We start from the raw sequence: 20,286 nt of genomic DNA, 5'->3' as shown, positions 1-20,286 counted from the left end.
GCCCTGATCGAAGCGGCATCCTTTTTTATTTTACCCTGACAGGGTTCAAAACCCTGTCAGGGTAAAATAAAAAAGATATAGCGGAGAGCAGGAACCCAACTTTACTAAAAAATACCATACGCTCAGCTCCAAAAAATAAAAAAGTGGTATTGGTAGAGTATCAGTGGTTTAAAATCTTATCAACAATTCGACTCAGGGAATCTAAAATCAAAAATTAAATTTTACCTTTGACCTTTCATTAAAAACAACGATTATGGTTTACAAATTCAGAGCTATTCTAGATGCAGAAGAAGATATCTTTAGGGATATTGCGATATTGGAAGACGACACTTTAGAGGATTTACACAATGCTATTTTTAATGCCTTTGGATTTGATGGTATGGAGGTAGCTTCCTTTTATACTTGTGATGAAACTTGGAATCAGGAAGAAGAAATTCCGCTTTTTGACACAGGAGATGTTCCTGGTGAACAAAAAATCATGAGTGACTACCAACTGTCAGATATCATGGATGAAGAGAATACCAAAATCATTTATGTTTATGATTTCATCAATATGTGGACGTTCCTAGTGGAGCTTGCCGCTATTGAAGAAACTACCGCTGGTGCAATATACCCAGAAACTTTATTTGCTCATGGCGAAATCCCTGAAGAAGCAATCGAAAAGAATTTTGAAGCAGATAATGCCGATGATTTTTACGATGATTTTGAAGACGGTCTAGACGAAGATGATCTAGATATGTTTGAGGGCGATAGTAGTTTTGAAGACTACGGATTTGAGGAGAATTGGAATTAATATTTTGAGAGGCTAAGGTTCTGAGGGGCTTAGATTTTGAGTTTTTTTTGATTTTATTCGTGCGAATTTCTTACTTTTAAGAAAACTTGAATTTAAGAAAAATGAGCACCTTTAGAAACCTTTTGATTTGGCAAAAGTCAATGACCTTAACCACACAAATTTACCAACTAACAAGCACTTTTCCTAAAGAAGAAATCTACGGATTGACTTCGCAAATAAGAAGGTGTTCCATTTCAATTCCTAGTAATATTGCCGAAGGATATGGAAGAGAAAGCGATAAAGAATTTTTACGCTTTTTAAACATTTCAATTGGTTCACTATTTGAAATGCAAACACAACTTGAAATTGCAAAAAATATTGCATATATAAACGAAGACCTATTTAATAACTTATATGAGAATAGTCGTGAAGTAGAGCGGATGATTGTTTCTTTTATCAAAAAAATAAAAGAACGCAATTCACCCTCTTAGTATCTTAACTACTTAAAAACTCAGCACCTTATACCAATGATCAACTTATTTAACACGCACATTGACACACTTTCTATACACCGTGTAGGGAATAAAAGTCGTAATGAAGCTATTTTTTTATCAGAGCAACCCTTTAACCTTTCGGATGAAGTGGTGCCTCTTATCAAAGAGTTTTTCTTAAAACCTTTTAGAGAAAAAGAGGAGAATTATTATCAATTTGCTCATGAAGTAGATTTGGATTACAACGATATGTATAAATTTGCTTGCGAAATTTTTGACAATCCAACTACTTTACACGAAGGTTCTAAAAAAATCACCAAACATTTGTTTGAGCAATCCAATCACCCGCACATCAAAAACGGAGAAGTATATGTAACCTATTTGACTAATCTTTCTATTGATAATACTCCTGTTGATGCCATTGGAATTTTTAAAAGTGAGTTGCAAGCTGATTTTTTACAATTTGAAGAAAAGGAAACACACCTTGATATGATTTTGCAACAAGGAATCAACTTGAATAAATTAGACAAAGGTTGTATTATTTTTAACCACAAAAAAGAAGAAGGGTTCAAAATCCTTACTGTAGACAGTAACCGTTATGATGCGCGTTACTGGTTAGAGCATTTCTTATCAGTTGATGCTTTTGAGGATGAAAATTTTATTACTAAAAAGTATTTGAAATTTTGTCAAGGTTTTGCCAAAGACGTGGTTTTTCCTGCTGAGGATAAAAAAGAAGAAGTGATGTTCATGAACCGTTCTGTGAATTATTTTGCTAAAAACGATCAATTTGAAGAAACCAATTTCTTGAATGAAGTCTTAGACAATCCTGATTTGATTCCGGAGTTCAAAAACTACAAAGTGGACAAAGGAGAGAAATACAGTATTGAGGATGTAACTTCATTCCCAATTGCAAATGCAGCAGTTAGTGATGCTCGTAAATCAATTAAAAATGTGATCAACCTTGATACTAATATCCAAATCAAAATGGATTTTATCAATCCTGAAAGTGCAGAGAAATTTGTAGAAAAAGGATGGGATGAAGAAAAACAAATGTATTATTACTTAGTGTATTTCAATAAAGAACAAAAAAGCTAAATCTTTTTATATCCATAATTATAATCCTCAATTGTTAACTACAATTGAGGATTTTTTATAATTTATTAACGTTAACTTAACTTACATTGTGGGTTTTTACTTTGTTTTCATCAAAATTCATGTTTTTTATCGATTAAAGTAGTTATCTAGCTTATAATTAATATAACTTTAAAGAAACCAAAAACAATAAAAAATATCCTAATTATGAGCACAGTACAAACTCTTATGTCATTATTTGGCAAGAAAATTATTTGTAATTTATTTGGGCATAAAATGATAACAAGTAAAAATATCACCAAGCACGTTAAAGAATATAAGTGCAAAACATGCCAACTTGAGTTAACCAATATAGAAAATGGACATACAACTCACTTAACACCTGAATTAAGAGATATAAACGAAACTCTTTTTCAATTCAATAAAAAGCGAATATTAAGACTTGAAAATGTGTAACATTTATTTTCGCAAAAAAAATACTAATTTATTATTAAATCAAATTATTGAAAAAAAAATACTCAATCTAAAAGTAACAAAATAACCGCTATGATATGATGATGGTTATACAAAAACATCCCAAATTTCTATTCATAACGGTGAATATAAATTTGGGATGTTTTTGTAATGAGATTAAAATGATGAGTGATTTTTTATTTTAAAAAATTAGAACCCAGTTTTAAAAACATTGGCATTTTTATAATTTCTACATACAAACTCAAAAGCAGCTTCTAAAATAAATCCCATCGAACTGGCATTTTTAAAACTCATATCATTAGTATAACGATACAACTCCATTTTCAATCGATCAATATGCTCTTGTGGTGCAATAGCATCGTTACTCATTATTTTTAATAATTTCATAATTCGAGTTCCTGCTGAGGATACTCTCTTTGCTAATGCTGCTCGTTCTTCGTTCTTATATTGTTCGATTGAAGTTGCTTCTAGTTTATTTTTAATTAACTGAATCATCGGGTAATTTTCCTTAAAAAATTGAGGACGGTAAATTTTGAAATTACCTTCATAACATTGTTGATCAAAATCGATAGGACGAATTCGATACACAACTTGATCAAAGTCATGAATAGGCAGAATCACATAATTGTAAGCACGCATGTCACCAAGAAGCCGAATCATACAACGTTCATTGAACTTTACAAACTCTTTAGCTATTTGAGATTTTTCTGTTTCATTACAATTATTTAATAAGGTTTCCATAAACACATCTCCTGGAATACCTATAATATGTTCTTCGATCAAAGTATCCCCATGAACTAAAAAGTTGATTTTATCAGGTGACAATATATGTTCTAATTCTAGTCCATATATCCTTGAAGCATCTGCTTTTTTGATATAAAAATGGACATAATTATCATTCAGAATATTTCGGACTTTAATTCTAAAAGGTTTTGAGTTTCCAAAGGTGCAATAATCGATCGCATCTATATTCAAAAATTTGATAATATCTGAATTTCCATCAGAATGAAGTAAGGAATAAATCTTCTTTAAAATCAAATCGATCTCATTTCTTTCAAATTCATTATAATATACACGTACCCATAACGTATCCTTATCATGCTTATCATAAACAGTGATAGAGCCTGAAAAACGCAACAAATCATCATAACATACCGAAACATCAGAAACACGGTCGTATTTTTCTAAATAATCGTGTAAAGTGTTATTAATTGGATAAGATGGTTTTTTAAACAAAACAGAAGAATCACTCATGGCTATAGGCTTTATTGCAAATTTACATTAATTAAATCCTTTATTTATTGAAATTCAAACAGAATTTAGGATTAATCATTCTACTTAAGATAAAGAATAATTTTGGTTACAAGGTTAAAATTCTTACTAAAACTTAATTAAGAGCCAACAAATTTTTTTTAAGTTTTATTTAACATTCAATAAATTAACAATATCTATTTCTTGAAGTCTAATGTGAAATAAATTATTGCTATTTTTATCACTATGAAAAAAAGCCTACTCGTTATATTGATATTACTATCATACAGTTGTTTCGCTCAATTTAGCAAAACACATTATATCCCCCCTGTTACATGTAATACCAATATGGCTTATGATCATTATTTTTATATCTCTACTCCGAGTACTACCAATGTGAATTTTAAAATAATTGCAATTGGTGGTACTGTCATTAATGGAGTTGTAAATAATACTACTCCTTATGTCTATACTATAGGAATAGGCACAAACACTCAATTAATGCTTCCAAAAACGGAGGCAGGAAAAATAATTAAAAACAAAGGTTATATTGTTGAAGCTGACGATATGATTTATGTAAGTATGAGGGTTAATGCTTCACATAATAATCAAAATAACTCCAATAGTCATGCTGGTGGATTAGTTTCAAAAGGAAATAGTGCGTTAGGAACTATTTTTAGATTAGGTGCGATGTTTAATCCTGCACCTGATGGTTCCTTATTGAATTTTGCTTCGGTACTAGCTACAGAAAACAATACTAAACTAACCATTTCAAATATTCCTAACGGTGCTGTTCTTACGGATGGTACAATTATAAATGGCCCCATCACCATCAATTTGAATAAAAATGAAAGCTATGTATTGGCTTTAGAAAACTATAGTAATATTATTTCCAATAGTTCCAAAATGATAGGAGCTTTAGTTGAAACAGACAAACCTGTGGCGGTTAATTCTGGTTCGTTTGGAGGAAGTAACGGTACATCAACAACTTCAAGAGATGTAGGTTTTGACCAAATTGTTTCTTTCGAAAAAACAGGTCATGAATACGTATTTGTAAAAGGGTTAGGTTCAGACGATCTAGAGCGCGTTTTGCTAATCGCTCAAATAGATCAAACGAAGATTTATATAAATGGAAATACAACTACTCCTTATATTACACTTAGTAAAGGAGAATATGCAGATTTAGATGGCAGTAATTTTATAAATGGAAATTTATACGTTACTAGTAGTGAAAATATTTTCACTTATCAAAGTATTGGAGGAAAAGGGGCAAATTCTGCAAACCAAAATCTATTTTTTGTTCCTCCCATAAGCTGTACGACCCCTAGAATTGTTGACAACATTCCGATGATTCAATTTATTGGAACTGCAACTTATACAGGTGGTTTAAATATTGTTACAGAAACTGGTGCAACAGTAACCATAAACAATACACCTATCACAACTACCCCTGTCCCTATTACAGGAAATCCAGGATTAGAACGCTATACAATCGATGGTCTTACTGGTAATATATCTGTAAAATCTACCAAGCAAGTTTATGTATCTTATTTTGGCACCAACTTAGCGGCTACTTATGGTGGTTATTATTCAGGATTTGATACCAAACCAGAAGTAACTTTTAGCAAAACGGACCTTAATCTTTCAGCTTGCATACCTAATATTGTCTTAAAAACAAGTACCATATCCTCCTATGATGCCTTTCAATGGTTTTTTAATGATGCTGAAATTACAGGAGCTATTACAAATCAATACACTCCAACGGCTCCAGGCTATTATGCTGTACGAGGAAGTATCACTGGTTGTCCAAGTACTATTCCTTTATTCTCAGATAAAATTCCTGTCAGCGAATGTCCATCAGATATTGATAATGATATTGTTAATGACAATATCGATCTAGATAACGATAATGATGGCATTATAAATTGTATAGAATCTTATGGAAATCAAAATATAAATATGTCAAATAGTACTACTGGAACCGTTGCTGTAGATACCTATTCAAATACATTTTCAGGTACTACTTCAACTTCAACTAATGCTAGTACAACTCCTTTTATAGGCAATATAAATGGTTCTTTTGTTACAGAAATTCCAGCAGGTCTAGATAGTTCCGTTAAATACAAAATGACTTTTAATCAACCTATTTCGATTGGAATGGAATATGTTACTAATGCTAACGCTACCGACTTATTAAATTCGAATGGGGAATTTATTGTGAATTCTGATATAAATAAAACAATTACAATATTAAATCCATCCAACCAATTATTGATTGACACTAATTATGATGGCATTTATGAAAGTGGCGTAACTCAATATTCCTCTTTTGAAATTCGGTTTAGATTAAACAATGTGATTCCTTTGACTGCTGGAACAGGAGATTTTAAATTCCTTACTTCATTAACCAATACGTTTAGCATCACTCACAATAACTTATCTGAGAATGACGCAAACAAAGCTACCTTTACACTTTATGCTATTTGTGTACCTAAAGATACTGATGGAGACGGTACACCAGATCAATTAGACACTGACAGTGATAACGATGGTATTTTAGATATTATTGAAGTACAACAAAACAATGCATTAGCTTTAACAGGGAGCGATGCTAATAAAGATGGTATTGATGATGCTTTCGCAAATGGTTTAACACCAATTGATACAGACAACGACGGAATTCCTGACTATATTGATTGGGACAGTGACAATGATGGAATTCTCGACATTGACGAATCAGGAACAAATGCCACAAATCCTGACATAGATAATGACACTATTAAAAACTATAGAGAATTAGACAGTGACAATGACTTATGTTTAGACGTTATTGAAGCAGGTTTTTCAGATTTAAATAATGACGGGATATTAGGTAACAGTCCTGTTACCGTAGATGCAAAAGGAAAAGTCATCAGTGCTTTTGACGGATATACAACACCAAACAACAACTACATTATCCCAACACCAATACTAATTACAACACAACCAACTGCAACTCCTTTTTGCGAATTACAAAACAGCACCATTACTATTGCATCCAATGGAGATAGCTTCCAATGGCAATTATCAACCGATGGTACAACTTGGAACCCAATAGCAAATAACACAACCTATTCAGGTGCTACAACGAATACTTTAGCTATAACCACTGCTGCAATTAGCATGGATGGATATAAATATAGAGTATTCCTTAATAGAAATAGAAATTCTTGCGGACTATTATCAGCAGAAACAACACTAAAACTATATAGCTTACCAGTAGTTAACGACATCACAATAGTACAATGCGATGATGATACAGATGGTTATACAGCATTCAATTTAACAGTTAAAAACAACGAAATAAGCAGTGATGCAGCTAATGAAACAATTAGTTTTTATACTTCACAATCAGGAGCAACAACAGCTAATGTATCCGAATTGATTCCTAACCCAATAGCATTTACAAATACAAGTCCTACTATGGATGTATGGACTAGAGTTATTAATTCTAATGGCTGCTTTAAAGTTTCAAAAATCACATTAAAAGTAAGTACCACAAATATCCCAACTACCTTCAATAAAACTTTTGAAGTGTGTGATGATTATATTGATCATGTAAATAATGATAAAGATGGAATAGCCTCTTTTGATTTTAGCAGTAGTACAGGCGACCTAATGGCACAACTCCCTCCTTCAGCTTCCACTTATAGTATCAAATATTATGCAAATCAAACAGATGCTTTAACTGAAACAAACGAAATTTCCAATACAACAAACTATAGAAACCTACTTTCTCCACACCAACAACTGATATGGGTTAGAGTGGATAGTGACTTAGAAAATGCTTGTTTTGGAATAGGCCCTTATATTAAGCTTCAAGTTAATCCAAAACCAGCTATTAATCTGAATGAAAATGGATTAGAGGATGTGCTGGTATGTTCTAATCTTCCAACTTATATAGTGACTTTAGATGCAGGAATACAAGATGGAAGTCCTACTACTAATTACACTTATGTATGGTCAAAAGAAGGAGCAATTATACTAGGAGCAACAAATTCTACACTCGATATAAACGAAACCGGAAATTATAGTGTTGAAGTAACATCAATAGCGTCAGGATGTAGTCGAATAAGAAATATTAAAGCAACTCCATCGAATATTGCAACCATAACTACAATAGATGTGAGTGATTTAACTGAAAACAATTCAATAACTATTAACGCTACAGGTCCTGGAAAATATGTTTACGGTATAGATGGGCAAGATAGTTTTTACCAAGAGTCAAATGTTTTCGAGAATGTATCCTTAGGAGTACATGCAGTGTACGTAAAAGATTTAAATGGATGTGGATCTGTAAGTAAAACTGTTACAGTTGTTGGTGCCCCTAAATTTTTTACACCAAATAATGATGGCTTCAACGATTATTGGAACATACAAGGAATAACAAATACAAACCTCAAATCTCAAATTGAGATATTCGATCGCTATGGAAAACATTTAAAAACATTAACCCCATTAGATCAAGGATGGAATGGAATCTATAACGGATATCTTCTCCCTGCTGATGATTATTGGTATACGCTTAAATTAGAAGATGGACGAGAAGCTAAAGGACATTTTAGTTTAAAAAGATAATAGCATTTTAAATAAAACATTGATACTGAATTCTAAAGATCGAATTCATTGCTGGTTTTGAGAAGAATATTATGATTTTATTGTAACTTTGAGAAAAGGCACTAAAAATGATACATTACAATCATAAAAAACTATTACTAACCTAAATCGCTGTAAAAATGAAAAATTTAAAATTACTCTTTCTCGCCCTGATTGTCCTATTTTCTTTTTCAATAACTAAAGCTCAAAATAAAAAAATTGACATTTCTAAAAGTCTCATCACTTGGACAGGAAAAAAAATAACAGGAGAACATCAAGGAACCATTAAATTCAAAGAAGGTGTCCTTGTTTTCAAAAATAACAAAATAATTGATGGAAATTTTGTTGCCGATATGAATACATTAACGAATACTGATCAAACTGGGAGCTCAAAAGCAAAACTCGAAGGTCATTTAAAATCTGATGATTTTTTTGGTACTGATAACTTCAATACTGCTTTATTAGATTTCAAAAGTAGTACAGGTAAAGGCAAAAATACTTATACTATTACTGCAAATTTGACAATCAAGGGAGATACACATCCAGTCATTTTTGACTTAGTTGTAAAAGGAAATACTGCAACAGCCAATGTATCTGTAGATCGAACAAAATATAACATTAGATATGGATCAGGAAGCTTTTTTGATGACTTAGGTGACAAGACAATATATGATATATTTGATTTAAAAGTAGATTTAGTCTTTTAAATTTAATTATAATACATATTTTTAGTATTTAAAATTTGAAAAATCAAAATTCATTTCTATATTTGTAGCAACAAAAAGAATTATGATAACAATTACAAACAATACTTGGTGGTTGAACAATTTACGTCAAACGTCGTGAACAAAGCTCCTATAGTATTGTAAACTATAAATAGATAAAGGCTTGTCATCACGACAAGCCTTTTTTACGTTAATTCAAATACGATTCAGTGCTAATTAATCCTTAAAAATTATTTCTATTGAAACCTTTTATACTAAAAACACACTACAAGCAAATTCTAGCAGACACCATTACTCCTGTGAGTGTTTATCTAAAAATTAGAGATAAGTTCCCTAATAGTTTATTACTGGAAAGTAGTGACTATCACGGAAGTGATAATAGTTTCTCCTACATATGTTGCAATCCTATCGCTTCAATAAAAATCGAAAATGAAACGATCTATAAATCATACCCTGACGGAACTACTGAAAGCATTGCCATCGATTCTAAAACGAATATTCCTGATATTATTCAAGAATTTTCAGGTCAATTTAAATCAGAAAAAAATGATTTTAAATTCATCAACAATGGATTGTTTGGATATATCTCTTATGATGCTGTTCGTTATTTTGAAAAAGTAACCATTGCAAAAAAAGAAAACAGTAATACAATTCCTGATATCTATTATGCGGTGTACCAAAACATCATTGCCATCAATCATTTCAAAAACCAAGCGTATATTTTCAGTCATAGTTTAGATGGTAGAAACAACATATCTGAATTAGAGCAGTTGCTACAATCTAGAAATTTAGCGACTTATAAATTCATTAAAGATGGAGAAGGATTCTCCAATCTAACTGACCAAGAATTCAAACAAAATGTGGCTTTGGCTAAAAAACATTGCTTCCGTGGTGATGTATTCCAATTAGTGTTGTCTAGACGTTTTACACAAGGATTCAAAGGAGATGAATTTAATGTCTATAGAGCGCTGCGAAGCATTAACCCTTCCCCATATTTATTCTTTTTTGATTATGGTGATTTTAAAATATTTGGTTCTTCACCAGAAGCCCAAATTATTGTAAAAGATCGCAAAGCTGAAATACATCCAATTGCAGGTACTTTCAAACGTACTGGTGATGATGAAAAAGATGCAGTTCTTGCTAAACAATTATCTGAAGATAAAAAAGAAAATAGCGAACACGTAATGCTAGTTGACTTAGCTCGTAATGACCTTAGCAGACACGGACACAATGTACACGTTGAAAAATACAGAGAAGTACAGTTCTTTTCACATGTCATTCATTTGGTTTCAAAAGTGACTGGTCATTTACATGAAAATGCTACCGCTTTGCAAGTAGTAGCTGATACTTTTCCTGCGGGAACTTTGAGCGGTGCCCCAAAACACAGAGCAATGCAATTAATCGAAGAATACGAAAAAACCAATCGTAATTTTTATGGTGGCGCTATTGGTTTTATGGATTTTGAAGGCAACTTTAACCATGCAATTATGATTCGTACATTCTTAAGTAAAAACCACCAATTGCACTCTCAGGCAGGAGCTGGAATAGTAGCTAGTTCTGACGAAGAAAGTGAAATGGAAGAGGTTTATAATAAACTAAGAGCTTTGAATACAGCTTTGGATTTGGCAGAAACGATATAATTTTTTTAAAATGGGACAAATCAAAATATTTGGAATTAAGCAAGAATTACATCCTATACGAGAACAATTATCATTAATTCTTCAAGAATGTATGTTTGAAGCTTTTCAATATCCTAAAGAAAAAAGAGCGCATCGTTTTATTTATATTGATGAAGATAGCTTCTTTTATTTTGAAGGAAGAACGAAAAAACATACCCTAATAGAAATAAGTTCTTTTGAAGGAAGAAGTATTGAAGCTAAAAAAAAGCTATATCAACTTATTTTTGAAAAATTTCAAAAACAATTGCAAATTGCAGCAATGGATGTTGAAATTACCATATTTGAAACTCCAATGCATAATTGGGGAATACGAGGTAAAAGCGGAGATGAATTAGCATTAAATTACAAAGTTAATATTTAGACAAAATGAAAAAAATACTAGTCATAGACAATTACGATAGTTTCACTTACAATTTAGTGCATTATCTAGAGGATTTAAATTGTGAGGTTACCGTTTATAGAAACGATGAGTTTGATATTGATGAAATTGCCCATTTCGATAAAATAGTACTTTCACCTGGCCCTGGAATTCCTGATGAAGCAGGTTTACTAAAACAAGTAATCGAAAAATATGGGCCAACTAAAAGTATTTTTGGCGTATGCCTAGGGCAACAAGCGATTGGCGAAGTCTATGGTGGAACCTTATCCAATCTTGATAAAGTGTACCACGGAGTTGCCATGAATATCAAAACAGTTGTGGATGATGAAATCTTGTTTCAAGGTTTAGATAAAGAATTTGAAGTAGGTCGTTACCACTCATGGGTAGTAGATCCTACTTTACCAGAAGTATTAGAAGCTACATCATTTGATGAAAATGGTCAAGTAATGTCACTGCGTCACAAGAAATTTGATGTAAGAGGAGTACAGTTTCATCCGGAGAGCGTACTGACTCCTGATGGAAAAAAAATGCTTGAAAACTGGGTAAAAAGTTAATACTAAACCAAACATTATTTCAAACAGAAAAAAGATTACCATAGAATTTGTTCTCCAGCACCCTAGCCGTATAAAAAATGAAAAACACATTAAATCGATTAATCAATCACGAAATACTCACTAAAGAAGAAGCCAAAAATGTATTGGTAAACATCTCTAGCGGCAATTACAATCCCAGTCAAATAGCCGCTTTCCTTACGGTCTATATGATGCGTAGCATTAGTATTGATGAGTTAGCTGGTTTTAGAGAAGCATTACTTGAATTGTGTATTCGAGTAGATTTATCAGACTACAATACCATTGATTTATGTGGAACTGGTGGTGATGGCAAAGACACATTTAATATTTCGACTTTGGCTTCCTTTGTCGCTGCTGGTGCAGGGATCAAAGTAGCTAAACACGGAAATTATGGTGTTTCTTCAATTTCTGGTTCGAGTAATGTAATGGAACAAATGGGAATCAAATTTAGTAATGATACTGATTTTCTAAAAAAATGTATGGATAAAGCAGGAATATGTATTTTGCATGCTCCACTATTTCACCCAGCTATGAAAAACGTAGGTCCTATTCGTAAAGAATTAGGTGTAAAAACTTTTTTCAATATGTTAGGCCCAATGGTGAACCCAGCCTTTCCACAAAACCAATTGGTAGGTGTTTTTAATTTAGAATTAGCTCGAATGTACGGTTATTTATATCAAAATACCGATAGAAATTTCACCATTTTACATTCTTTAGACGGTTATGATGAAGTTTCCTTGACTTGTCCTACCAAGTTCATTTCGAATACCAAAGAAGGAGTTTTGAATCCATCGGATTTTGGAGTGAGCCCCTTATTAGAATCAGAAATTGCTGGAGGAAAATCTATTGAAGAATCAGCAAAACTATTTACAACTATTATTTCTGGAAAAGGAAATGAAGCGCAATCCCATGTAGTTTGTGCCAATGCGGCTATGGCTATTGCAACCGTTAGAGGTTGTACGCCTCTTGAAGGTTTTGAACAAGCCAAAGAAAGTTTGTTTTCAGGAAAAGGGCTTGAAGCACTCAACACGTTAAAGATTTTGAGTAGTCAAATTAATTTATAATAAAAGCTGTTAGAATCCATTCTTTTTAAATTCAAATAATATGAAAAAATCCATTACTACAATTGCATTTCTTTTCATTTTACTTTTTACTGTAGCTTCTCATAGTCAAACTAATACAGTTATCAAGAAGGATTCTTTAAAGTCCAAAGATTCTTTAAATACGGTTCTTCTTAAGCAATATAACAATAAAATTGCTAAAATTGAAGAACAGCGCATTCAAGACTCCATTAAGAAAGTAGCCTTGGAAGTGCAATTGAGAGCGCTTAAAACAACCGATAATTTAAAGAAAGAACAGCTACAAAAACAGTTAGAAGAGCTTAGTAATCAAGAAAAGGATCGCATTGAAAAGAAAAAAACGCAAATAAATTCGTTACGTTCTACTGCAAAAGGAGATCCTGTGATTGGTTTTTTTAACGATACGTTATTTGTAATATACAGTAAACTTGGCAGCTTTTCCTCTAATGATAGAGCTACGACAGTTAGCACAAGGATAAAACAGCTAGGGGGACATTTTACTTTTTCTAAGGATTCACTAAAAATTATTCCATCAGAAACGACCGTAGACATCATTTATGGTGAAAAAATAATCACGAGTATTTCTGAAAATGATGCTATTTGGAATGATCAAACCAAGGAATCACTAGCTAAAAATTACCAAGCTATAATTGCAAATGCCATAATTCATTATAAAAATGAAACAAGTACTTCGACATTAATAAAAGAAATTGGTACTGCCCTATTGATTTTGATTATTTTGATTATTGCATTGAATTATGTCAATCGCTTTTTTAATTGGACGCCCATAAAAATTGAAGAACAAAGAGGAAAACGTTTAAAAGGGTTTACAGTAAAAAATTATACCTTATTTGATGTAGACAGACAGGTTTCGGTTATTTTATTATTTAACAAATTATTGAAGTGGATTGTTAATCTCGTGCTGATTTATGTGACTTTACCCATATTGTTTGGTATTTTCCCTTGGACTAAAAATTTTGCAAGCACGCTTTTTGGTTATGTATTAAATCCTTTGAAAAATATTGCATTAAGCATTTGGAATTACTTACCTAATTTAGTTACCATTATAGTAATCTTTTTTGTATTTCATTATGTTCTAAAAGGGATACATTTTTTAAAAAATGAAATAGCAAAAGGAAATTTACAATTAAATGGTTTCTATCCTGAATGGGCAAATCCAACCTACCAAATCATAAGAATCGCTTTATATGCATTTATGTTTGTGTTGATTTTTCCGTATTTACCTGGAAGTGATTCTCCTATCTTTCAAGGGGTTTCTGTTTTTCTTGGTTTTTTACTTACATTTGGTTCTTCGGGTTCTTTATCAAATGTAATTGCCGGTATTGTATTGACATATATGCGATTATTCAAAATTGGTGATCGAGTAAAAATTGGTGATGTAACTGGAAATGTAATCGAAAAATCACTTTTGGTTACCCGAATTAAAACCATCAAAAACGAAATTATTTCCATTCCTAACTCAACCGTTATGAATAGTCATACTACGAATTATACCAGTGAAACATTAGCCCAAGGTTTGATTATATACACCACTGTAACTATTGGATATGATGTTCCTTGGAAAACCATTCATCAGGCCTTATTAAACGCTGCTGACAGAACTAATTTATTATTAAAAGAACCAAGTCCTTTCGTTTTACAAACGAGTTTAGAAGACTTTTATGTGTCCTACCAAATTAATGCACATACAAAAGATGCTAATAAACAAGCCGTAATTTATTCAGATTTACATCAAAACATACAAGATTGCTGTAATGAAATGGGGATTGAAATCCTTTCTCCTCACTACCGAGCAGCAAGAGACGGAAATAGAACTACTATTCCTGAGAACTATTTACCCAAAGACTACAAAACACCTAGTTTTAGTGTAAATACTAACAAGGAATAAATAGAAACCAAAAAAGATTTAGGGAAAAAATTAATAAAAGACATCAAAGACAATATAGAATAATAAAAAGTTAAAGTTTCAAAATAGGAACTTGAAACCTGAAACAAAAAATTAAAAATGAACATTTTAGACAAAATCATAGTTGACAAAAAACGAGAAGTCGTTCTTAAAAAATCTATCATACCCGTTTCACAATTAGAAGCTTCGGTATTTTTTGAAAAGAACACCATTTCCTTAAGTACTAATTTAAAAAACAGTACTTCTGGAATTATTGCAGAACACAAACGCCGTTCACCTTCAAAATCAGTGATCAATCATGGTTTTACTGTTGAAGAAGTAGTTAAAGGATATGAAGATGCAGGTGCTTGTGGCATCTCCGTTTTGACAGATGGCAAATACTTTGGTGGTTCATTAGACGATTTATTATTGGCTAGAGCCAGTGTGCAAATTCCATTGTTACGCAAAGAATTCATTGTTGACGAATACCAAATCCTAGAAGCAAAAGCCTATGGAGCCGATTTAATTTTGCTTATCGCAGCCGTTTTGACTCGTGACGAAATCAAATCACTTTCGGAGTTTGCTCAAGGTTTAGGACTCGAAGTTCTATTAGAAGTTCACAACCAAGAAGAATTAGAAAAATCGATTATGCCAACCTTAAACATGATTGGTGTAAATAACAGAAACCTAAAAACATTCGAAGTAAGCCTTGATTTCAGTAAGCAACTAGCAGATCAAATACCAAATGATTTTGTAAAAGTCTCTGAAAGCGGTATCTCTTCTATCGAAGCCATCAACGAATTAAAACCTTACGGTTACAAAGGATTCTTAATTGGAGAGAACTTCATGAAAACAGATAATGCCGGTAAAGCAGCAACGGAGTTTATTAGTCAACTTTAGCACTTAGTCCTTAGTGACTAGTAATTAGTGAAAAGGGATAAGTTTAAAAGCAAAATTAGGTAATACTATAAAGAAAGTAAAAATGAATAATTCAACCCAACATAACACAACGCCTCCCTTCCGCCATGGCGGAAAAACTGGGGTGGGGATTAAAATCTGTGGTATGAAATATCCCGACAATATCGTCGCGTTAGGAGCACTCCTACCCGATTATATGGGATTTATTTTCTGGGAAAAATCGGCTCGCAATTTTGAGGGGATTATTCCTGCCTTGCCGTCATCTATTAAGAAAACAGGGGTTTTTGTCAATGAAACCGTTGCTAATATAGTTGGTAAAGTTTTTGAACACGACCTACAAGCGGTTCAATTACACGGCAAAGAAAGCGTTGCCTATTGCACAGAACTTAAAAGCGAGTTAAAAAAAAGTAAACCAGCACAGTCACAGACTGAAATCATAAAAGTTTTTTCTATCTTAGACGACTTTAATTTTGATGTTTTAGCACCCTTTGAATCCGTTTGTGATTATTTTCTTTTTGATACCAAAGGGAAGCTTCCGGGAGGCAATGGAACCACATTTGACTGGACAGTCCTAAAAGACTATCCGTCCTCTAAACCCTTCATCCTCAGTGGTGGAATAGGACTGGACGAAATGGATGCTGTTAACGAAATATTAAAGACAAATTTGCCTATTTATGTCATTGACCTAAATAGCAAACTAGAAATAGAACCTGGATTAAAAAACATACAATTGTGTAAAGACGTGATTAATTGCATCTCAAACATAAAAAAATAATCATGCCGTACGGACAGCTCGCAAGCTGTCCCTACAAATAAAATAAAAATAAAAACATGACATCATATAACGTAGATGAAAAAGGCTATTATGGCGAATTTGGGGGGGCATACATCCCTGAAATGTTGTATCCTAATGTAGAAGAATTACGCCTACAATACCTAACTATTACCGCTCAACCTGAGTTCAAAAAGGAATTTGACCAATTATTGAAAGATTACGTGGGTCGCCCTAGCCCCTTGTATTTTGCGACACGTTTGTCTGAAAAATACGGAACTAAAATTTATTTAAAGCGGGAAGACCTGAATCATACAGGAGCACACAAAATTAATAATACGATTGGCCAAATCTTAGTTGCTAAAAAACTAGGTAAAAAACGTATCATTGCTGAAACTGGAGCAGGACAACACGGTGTGGCTACGGCTACCGTTTGTGCTTTGATGGGATTAGAATGCATCGTTTATATGGGCGAAATCGACATTGAGCGTCAAGCGCCAAACGTTGCCCGTATGAAAATGCTTGGAGCAACCGTTCGTCCCGCATTATCAGGTTCTCGTACGTTAAAAGATGCAACTAATGAAGCCATTCGCGACTGGATCAACAATCCTGTGGACACCCATTATATTATTGGTTCTGCTATTGGGCCACACCCTTACCCAGATATGGTGACTCGTTTTCAGAGCATTATTTCAGAGGAAATCAAATGGCAGTTAAAAGAAAAAGAAGGACGTGAAAATCCTGATTATGTAATCGCTTGTATTGGTGGCGGAAGCAACGCTGCTGGAACTTATTACCACTTTTTACACGAGCCTGAAGTGGGAATCATCGCTGTCGAAGCCGCTGGAAAAGGAGTGAATAGCGGTCACAGTGCTGCCACTAGTAAACTCGGAAAAGTGGGCGTTATTCATGGTTGTAAAACCTTGTTGATGCAAACGCTTGATGGTCAAATCACCGAGCCTTATTCTATATCCGCAGGATTGGATTACCCTGGTGTTGGTCCTATGCACGCGCATTTAGCAACCACAGGTCGTGCCGAATTTTATTCGATTACAGATGAGGATGCTATGAAATCTGGTTTAGAATTATGTAAACTCGAAGGGATTATTCCAGCGATTGAATCTTCACACGCTTTAGCAGTTTTAAATGAGAAAAAATTCAAACCTACTGACGTTGTCGTAATCTGTTTATCAGGTCGTGGTGACAAAGATTTGAGCACTTACATTGATTTTTTCAATTTGTAGGAACGTTAAGAGTCAAAAGTTAGGTGTTAGAAGTAAAATGATGAAACTCAGCAAAAACTAACCCCTCCCTTAACTCACAACCTATAACTAATAACCCATAACCTAAAAAAATGGCAAAATTATTCGCATACGGAACTCTAAAAGACATAGATACTCAGCAAACCATTTTTGGTCGTATACTCAAAGGAGAACCTGATGTACTTAAAGGATTTACCATCTCTGAAATCAAGATTGAAGAAGAATTTGGTATTGCAAAATATCCCATATTAGAAGAATCTGAAGACCCAAAAGACGTAGTGAGTGGTATATTGTTCGAAATAACCGAAGAAGACATTAATCTTGCTGACACCTATGAAGGATTGCATTACAAACGCATCGAAGTGACCTTACAGTCTAAAGAAAATGCTTGGGCGTATATCGTGACGAACTAAACTTTCCTAAATAAAAAAGTACAGATACAGCATCTGATAAAAAACATACGAATGAACAGAATCAATCAAAAATTACAAGAAGATAAAAAGATACTTTCCATCTATTTTTCAGCCGGATACCCTAATGGCAACGAAACCGTTCAAATCATTGAAGATTTAGAAAAAAATGGTGTCGATTTAATCGAAATTGGTTTGCCTTTTAGCGATCCGTTAGCTGATGGACCAACTATACAAGCCAGCTCAACGACCGCTTTACACAACGGTATGACAACCGAAGTTTTATTCAATCAATTGAAAGACATTCGTAAAACTGTTTCGATTCCGCTGATTATTATGGGTTATTTCAACCCAATGATGCAATACGGTGTAGAAGCTTTTTGTGCCAAATGTGCTGAAATAGGAATCGATGGACTTATCATTCCAGACCTTCCCGTTGATGTTTATGCTGACGAATACCAAGCTACTTTTGAAAAATACGGTTTAATCAACGTATTCTTAATCACGCCACAAACCAGCGACGAACGCATTCGTTTTATTGATAGCGTTTCTAATGGATTTATCTATATGGTAAGTTCAGCAAGTGTAACAGGATCACAATCTGGTTTTGGAAACACACAAGAAGATTATTTCAAGCGTATTGCAGGAATGAACCTAAAGAACCCACAAATCATTGGTTTTGGAATCAACAATGCCGAAACTTTCAAGCAAGCTACGAAATACGCTAAAGGAGCGATTATAGGTAGTGCCTACATCAACCACCTTACCGAAAACGGAAGCAACAAAAATGCCGAATTCGTGAAAGCCATTCGATAAAATTTTTATAAATTCTTCTAAACCGCTAATTCTGAAATTATTTTTTTGAATTAGCGGTTTTATTATTATAAGATTACCTCTTCGTATTTTGGTTTAGAATGAAATCTAATTCATGTAATAATTATACATAAACCACTATTAATAAATACACTAAATCAATAATTTACTTTTTTACAATAAAATTAAAAACAAGATTTAGCATATAAAATTCGTTCCATTGGGTCTATTATTTTCAAAAGTAGCTATTACAAAACACTAAAAATAAACGATTCCGAAGGTGCAATCGTCATCGGTACAATTCCTTCACCATTGCTAACTGTTAGTGTTACTTTAGTTTTCTTATACAATTGATCTACTAATTTATAATATCCATCTACTAATCCCCATTTTTCGATCACGAGATTCGGTATTCTTAATCCGAATGAACTGCTATTATCTGATGAAAAATTAGCTACCACAATCAGTTTTTCAGTCTCTGACCAGCGTACATAACTGTATATTCCCGTATCATATCCTTCTACATGGTAGCGATTTGCATATTGAATTTCTTGAAACTCTCCCATTAAAGCTGAACTTTCTATGGTAAAATTCAACAATCGCTTGTAAAAATCACGTAACGAAGCTTCACTTTCAGATAATTGACCACCGTCAAACTTGCCATTGTTCATCCATCTTTGGTGCGCAGGAACACCCACATAATCAAAAATAGATGTCCTAGAACGCGTGCCAAAACCACCGTCTTCATTAGCAGCTTCACCTACTTCTTGACCAAAATAAATCATCACAGGTGCTGTACTAATCGTTGCCGAAACCACCATCAAAGGTTTTCCCCGTTCGGCTGTACCAGCAAACTCAGGACTTGCTAGACGTTGTTCATCATGATTGTCCAAGAATTTCAACATATGATGCTCAATACCGCCCAAGTGTTGCTGAATATGTGACAATTCATCTGGCCAGGAACGCCCTTGAATTACATCTTTCAGTTTATCATACGTACCTACTTTGTCATACAAATAATCCATCTTTCCCATCTTTATGTAATTATAATATTGG

Annotated in this window: 17 protein-coding genes and 1 pseudogene; 16 read left to right on the top strand and 2 right to left on the bottom strand. The window is 33.2% G+C overall.

Going from position 1 to position 20,286, the window contains the following annotated elements:
- Positions 1-253 precede the first annotated feature (253 nt).
- The 4 genes from WBQ70_RS01335 to WBQ70_RS01320 all read left to right on the top strand — a co-directional run bounded on the left by WBQ70_RS01335 (position 254) and on the right by WBQ70_RS01320 (position 2,811).
- Positions 254-793: an IS1096 element passenger TnpR family protein gene (locus WBQ70_RS01335; protein ID WP_423909493.1), complete on the top strand. Its 540-nt coding sequence runs from the start codon at positions 254-256 to the stop codon at positions 791-793.
- Positions 794-894: 101 nt separating this feature from the next.
- Positions 895-1,263 carry a four helix bundle protein gene (locus WBQ70_RS01330; RefSeq protein ID WP_423909490.1) on the top strand — a complete coding sequence of 123 codons (369 nt, stop codon included), beginning with the start codon at positions 895-897 and terminating at the stop codon, positions 1,261-1,263.
- A 36-nt stretch (positions 1,264-1,299) separates the two neighbouring features.
- Positions 1,300-2,358, top strand: coding sequence for a nucleoid-associated protein (locus WBQ70_RS01325; RefSeq protein ID WP_423909487.1), 1,059 nt, complete (start codon positions 1,300-1,302; stop codon positions 2,356-2,358).
- 204 nt (positions 2,359-2,562) lie between these two features.
- Positions 2,563-2,811 (top strand): hypothetical protein, encoded by a 249-nt coding sequence (locus WBQ70_RS01320; protein WP_423909484.1) that lies wholly within the window; start codon positions 2,563-2,565, stop codon positions 2,809-2,811.
- 207 nt (positions 2,812-3,018) lie between these two features.
- On the opposite strand, the gene WBQ70_RS01315 is transcribed toward WBQ70_RS01320, so the two are convergent.
- Positions 3,019-4,083, bottom strand: coding sequence for a hypothetical protein (locus tag WBQ70_RS01315; protein WP_423909482.1), 1,065 nt, complete (start codon positions 4,081-4,083; stop codon positions 3,019-3,021).
- A 345-nt stretch (positions 4,084-4,428) separates the two neighbouring features.
- On the opposite strand from WBQ70_RS01315, the gene WBQ70_RS01310 reads away from it, so the two are divergent.
- The 12 genes from WBQ70_RS01310 to trpA all read left to right on the top strand — a co-directional run bounded on the left by WBQ70_RS01310 (position 4,429) and on the right by trpA (position 19,233).
- The gene (locus tag WBQ70_RS01310) at positions 4,429-8,697 is read left to right on the top strand and encodes a T9SS type B sorting domain-containing protein (RefSeq protein WP_423909479.1); all 4,269 of its coding nucleotides are present in this window, start codon (positions 4,429-4,431) and stop codon (positions 8,695-8,697) included.
- A gap of 158 nt (positions 8,698-8,855) precedes the next feature.
- Positions 8,856-9,422, top strand: a complete 567-nt coding sequence (locus tag WBQ70_RS01305; RefSeq protein WP_423909477.1) for a YceI family protein — start codon at positions 8,856-8,858, stop codon at positions 9,420-9,422.
- Positions 9,423-9,679: 257 nt separating this feature from the next.
- A complete protein-coding gene (locus WBQ70_RS01300; RefSeq protein WP_423909474.1) occupies positions 9,680-11,080 on the top strand; it encodes an anthranilate synthase component I family protein in 1,401 nt (466 codons plus the stop codon).
- Positions 11,081-11,090: 10 nt separating this feature from the next.
- Positions 11,091-11,480 (top strand): tautomerase family protein, encoded by a 390-nt coding sequence (locus WBQ70_RS01295; RefSeq protein ID WP_423909471.1) that lies wholly within the window; start codon positions 11,091-11,093, stop codon positions 11,478-11,480.
- Between the two features lie 5 nt (positions 11,481-11,485).
- Entirely contained in the window at positions 11,486-12,052 is a 567-nt protein-coding gene (locus tag WBQ70_RS01290; RefSeq protein ID WP_423909467.1) for an anthranilate synthase component II, read from the top strand.
- Positions 12,053-12,129: 77 nt separating this feature from the next.
- Positions 12,130-13,134 carry an anthranilate phosphoribosyltransferase gene (gene trpD, locus WBQ70_RS01285; protein ID WP_423909465.1) on the top strand — a complete coding sequence of 335 codons (1,005 nt, stop codon included), beginning with the start codon at positions 12,130-12,132 and terminating at the stop codon, positions 13,132-13,134.
- A gap of 40 nt (positions 13,135-13,174) precedes the next feature.
- Positions 13,175-15,058, top strand: coding sequence for a mechanosensitive ion channel domain-containing protein (locus WBQ70_RS01280; RefSeq protein WP_423909462.1), 1,884 nt, complete (start codon positions 13,175-13,177; stop codon positions 15,056-15,058).
- Positions 15,059-15,175: 117 nt separating this feature from the next.
- Positions 15,176-15,955, top strand: coding sequence for an indole-3-glycerol phosphate synthase TrpC (gene trpC, locus WBQ70_RS01275; RefSeq protein ID WP_423909460.1), 780 nt, complete (start codon positions 15,176-15,178; stop codon positions 15,953-15,955).
- Positions 15,956-16,037: 82 nt separating this feature from the next.
- Complete coding sequence (locus tag WBQ70_RS01270) at positions 16,038-16,748, top strand: phosphoribosylanthranilate isomerase (protein WP_423909457.1); 711 nt, start codon at positions 16,038-16,040, stop codon at positions 16,746-16,748.
- 56 nt (positions 16,749-16,804) lie between these two features.
- Entirely contained in the window at positions 16,805-17,989 is a 1,185-nt protein-coding gene (gene trpB, locus WBQ70_RS01265; RefSeq protein ID WP_423909454.1) for a tryptophan synthase subunit beta, read from the top strand.
- 110 nt (positions 17,990-18,099) lie between these two features.
- Positions 18,100-18,420: a gamma-glutamylcyclotransferase family protein gene (locus WBQ70_RS01260; protein ID WP_423909451.1), complete on the top strand. Its 321-nt coding sequence runs from the start codon at positions 18,100-18,102 to the stop codon at positions 18,418-18,420.
- Between the two features lie 51 nt (positions 18,421-18,471).
- Positions 18,472-19,233 carry a tryptophan synthase subunit alpha gene (trpA, locus tag WBQ70_RS01255; RefSeq protein WP_423909448.1) on the top strand — a complete coding sequence of 254 codons (762 nt, stop codon included), beginning with the start codon at positions 18,472-18,474 and terminating at the stop codon, positions 19,231-19,233.
- A gap of 245 nt (positions 19,234-19,478) precedes the next feature.
- Here the strand turns inward: trpA and WBQ70_RS01250 are convergent.
- Positions 19,479-20,286, bottom strand: a pseudogene (locus tag WBQ70_RS01250) (alpha-amylase); the annotation flags it as partial.

Source organism: Flavobacterium sp., assembly GCF_049590715.1.
In the GTDB taxonomy this organism is placed as follows: Bacteria; Bacteroidota; Bacteroidia; order Flavobacteriales; family Flavobacteriaceae; genus Flavobacterium.
Note: the sequence above shows the minus strand (reverse complement) of the source record. Positions and strands in the feature narration are given on the sequence as shown.

What these genes read in the sequence shown, in the direction of transcription:
- WBQ70_RS01320 (WP_423909484.1), top strand. Translation starts at nt 2,563, where the DNA reads ATGAGCACAGTACAAACTCTTATGTCATTATTTGGCAAGAAAATTATT.
- WBQ70_RS01295 (WP_423909471.1), top strand. Translation starts at nt 11,091, where the DNA reads ATGGGACAAATCAAAATATTTGGAATTAAGCAAGAATTACATCCTATA.
- trpB (WP_423909454.1), top strand. Translation starts at nt 16,805, where the DNA reads ATGACATCATATAACGTAGATGAAAAAGGCTATTATGGCGAATTTGGG.
- trpC (WP_423909460.1), top strand. Translation starts at nt 15,176, where the DNA reads ATGAACATTTTAGACAAAATCATAGTTGACAAAAAACGAGAAGTCGTT.
- WBQ70_RS01315 (WP_423909482.1), bottom strand. Translation starts at nt 4,083, where the DNA reads ATGAGTGATTCTTCTGTTTTGTTTAAAAAACCATCTTATCCAATTAAT.
- WBQ70_RS01305 (WP_423909477.1), top strand. Translation starts at nt 8,856, where the DNA reads ATGAAAAATTTAAAATTACTCTTTCTCGCCCTGATTGTCCTATTTTCT.
- trpA (WP_423909448.1), top strand. Translation starts at nt 18,472, where the DNA reads ATGAACAGAATCAATCAAAAATTACAAGAAGATAAAAAGATACTTTCC.
- WBQ70_RS01290 (WP_423909467.1), top strand. Translation starts at nt 11,486, where the DNA reads ATGAAAAAAATACTAGTCATAGACAATTACGATAGTTTCACTTACAAT.
- WBQ70_RS01330 (WP_423909490.1), top strand. Translation starts at nt 895, where the DNA reads ATGAGCACCTTTAGAAACCTTTTGATTTGGCAAAAGTCAATGACCTTA.
- WBQ70_RS01325 (WP_423909487.1), top strand. Translation starts at nt 1,300, where the DNA reads ATGATCAACTTATTTAACACGCACATTGACACACTTTCTATACACCGT.
- trpD (WP_423909465.1), top strand. Translation starts at nt 12,130, where the DNA reads ATGAAAAACACATTAAATCGATTAATCAATCACGAAATACTCACTAAA.
- WBQ70_RS01280 (WP_423909462.1), top strand. Translation starts at nt 13,175, where the DNA reads ATGAAAAAATCCATTACTACAATTGCATTTCTTTTCATTTTACTTTTT.
- WBQ70_RS01310 (WP_423909479.1), top strand. Translation starts at nt 4,429, where the DNA reads ATGGCTTATGATCATTATTTTTATATCTCTACTCCGAGTACTACCAAT.
- WBQ70_RS01260 (WP_423909451.1), top strand. Translation starts at nt 18,100, where the DNA reads ATGGCAAAATTATTCGCATACGGAACTCTAAAAGACATAGATACTCAG.
- WBQ70_RS01335 (WP_423909493.1), top strand. Translation starts at nt 254, where the DNA reads ATGGTTTACAAATTCAGAGCTATTCTAGATGCAGAAGAAGATATCTTT.
- WBQ70_RS01270 (WP_423909457.1), top strand. Translation starts at nt 16,038, where the DNA reads ATGAATAATTCAACCCAACATAACACAACGCCTCCCTTCCGCCATGGC.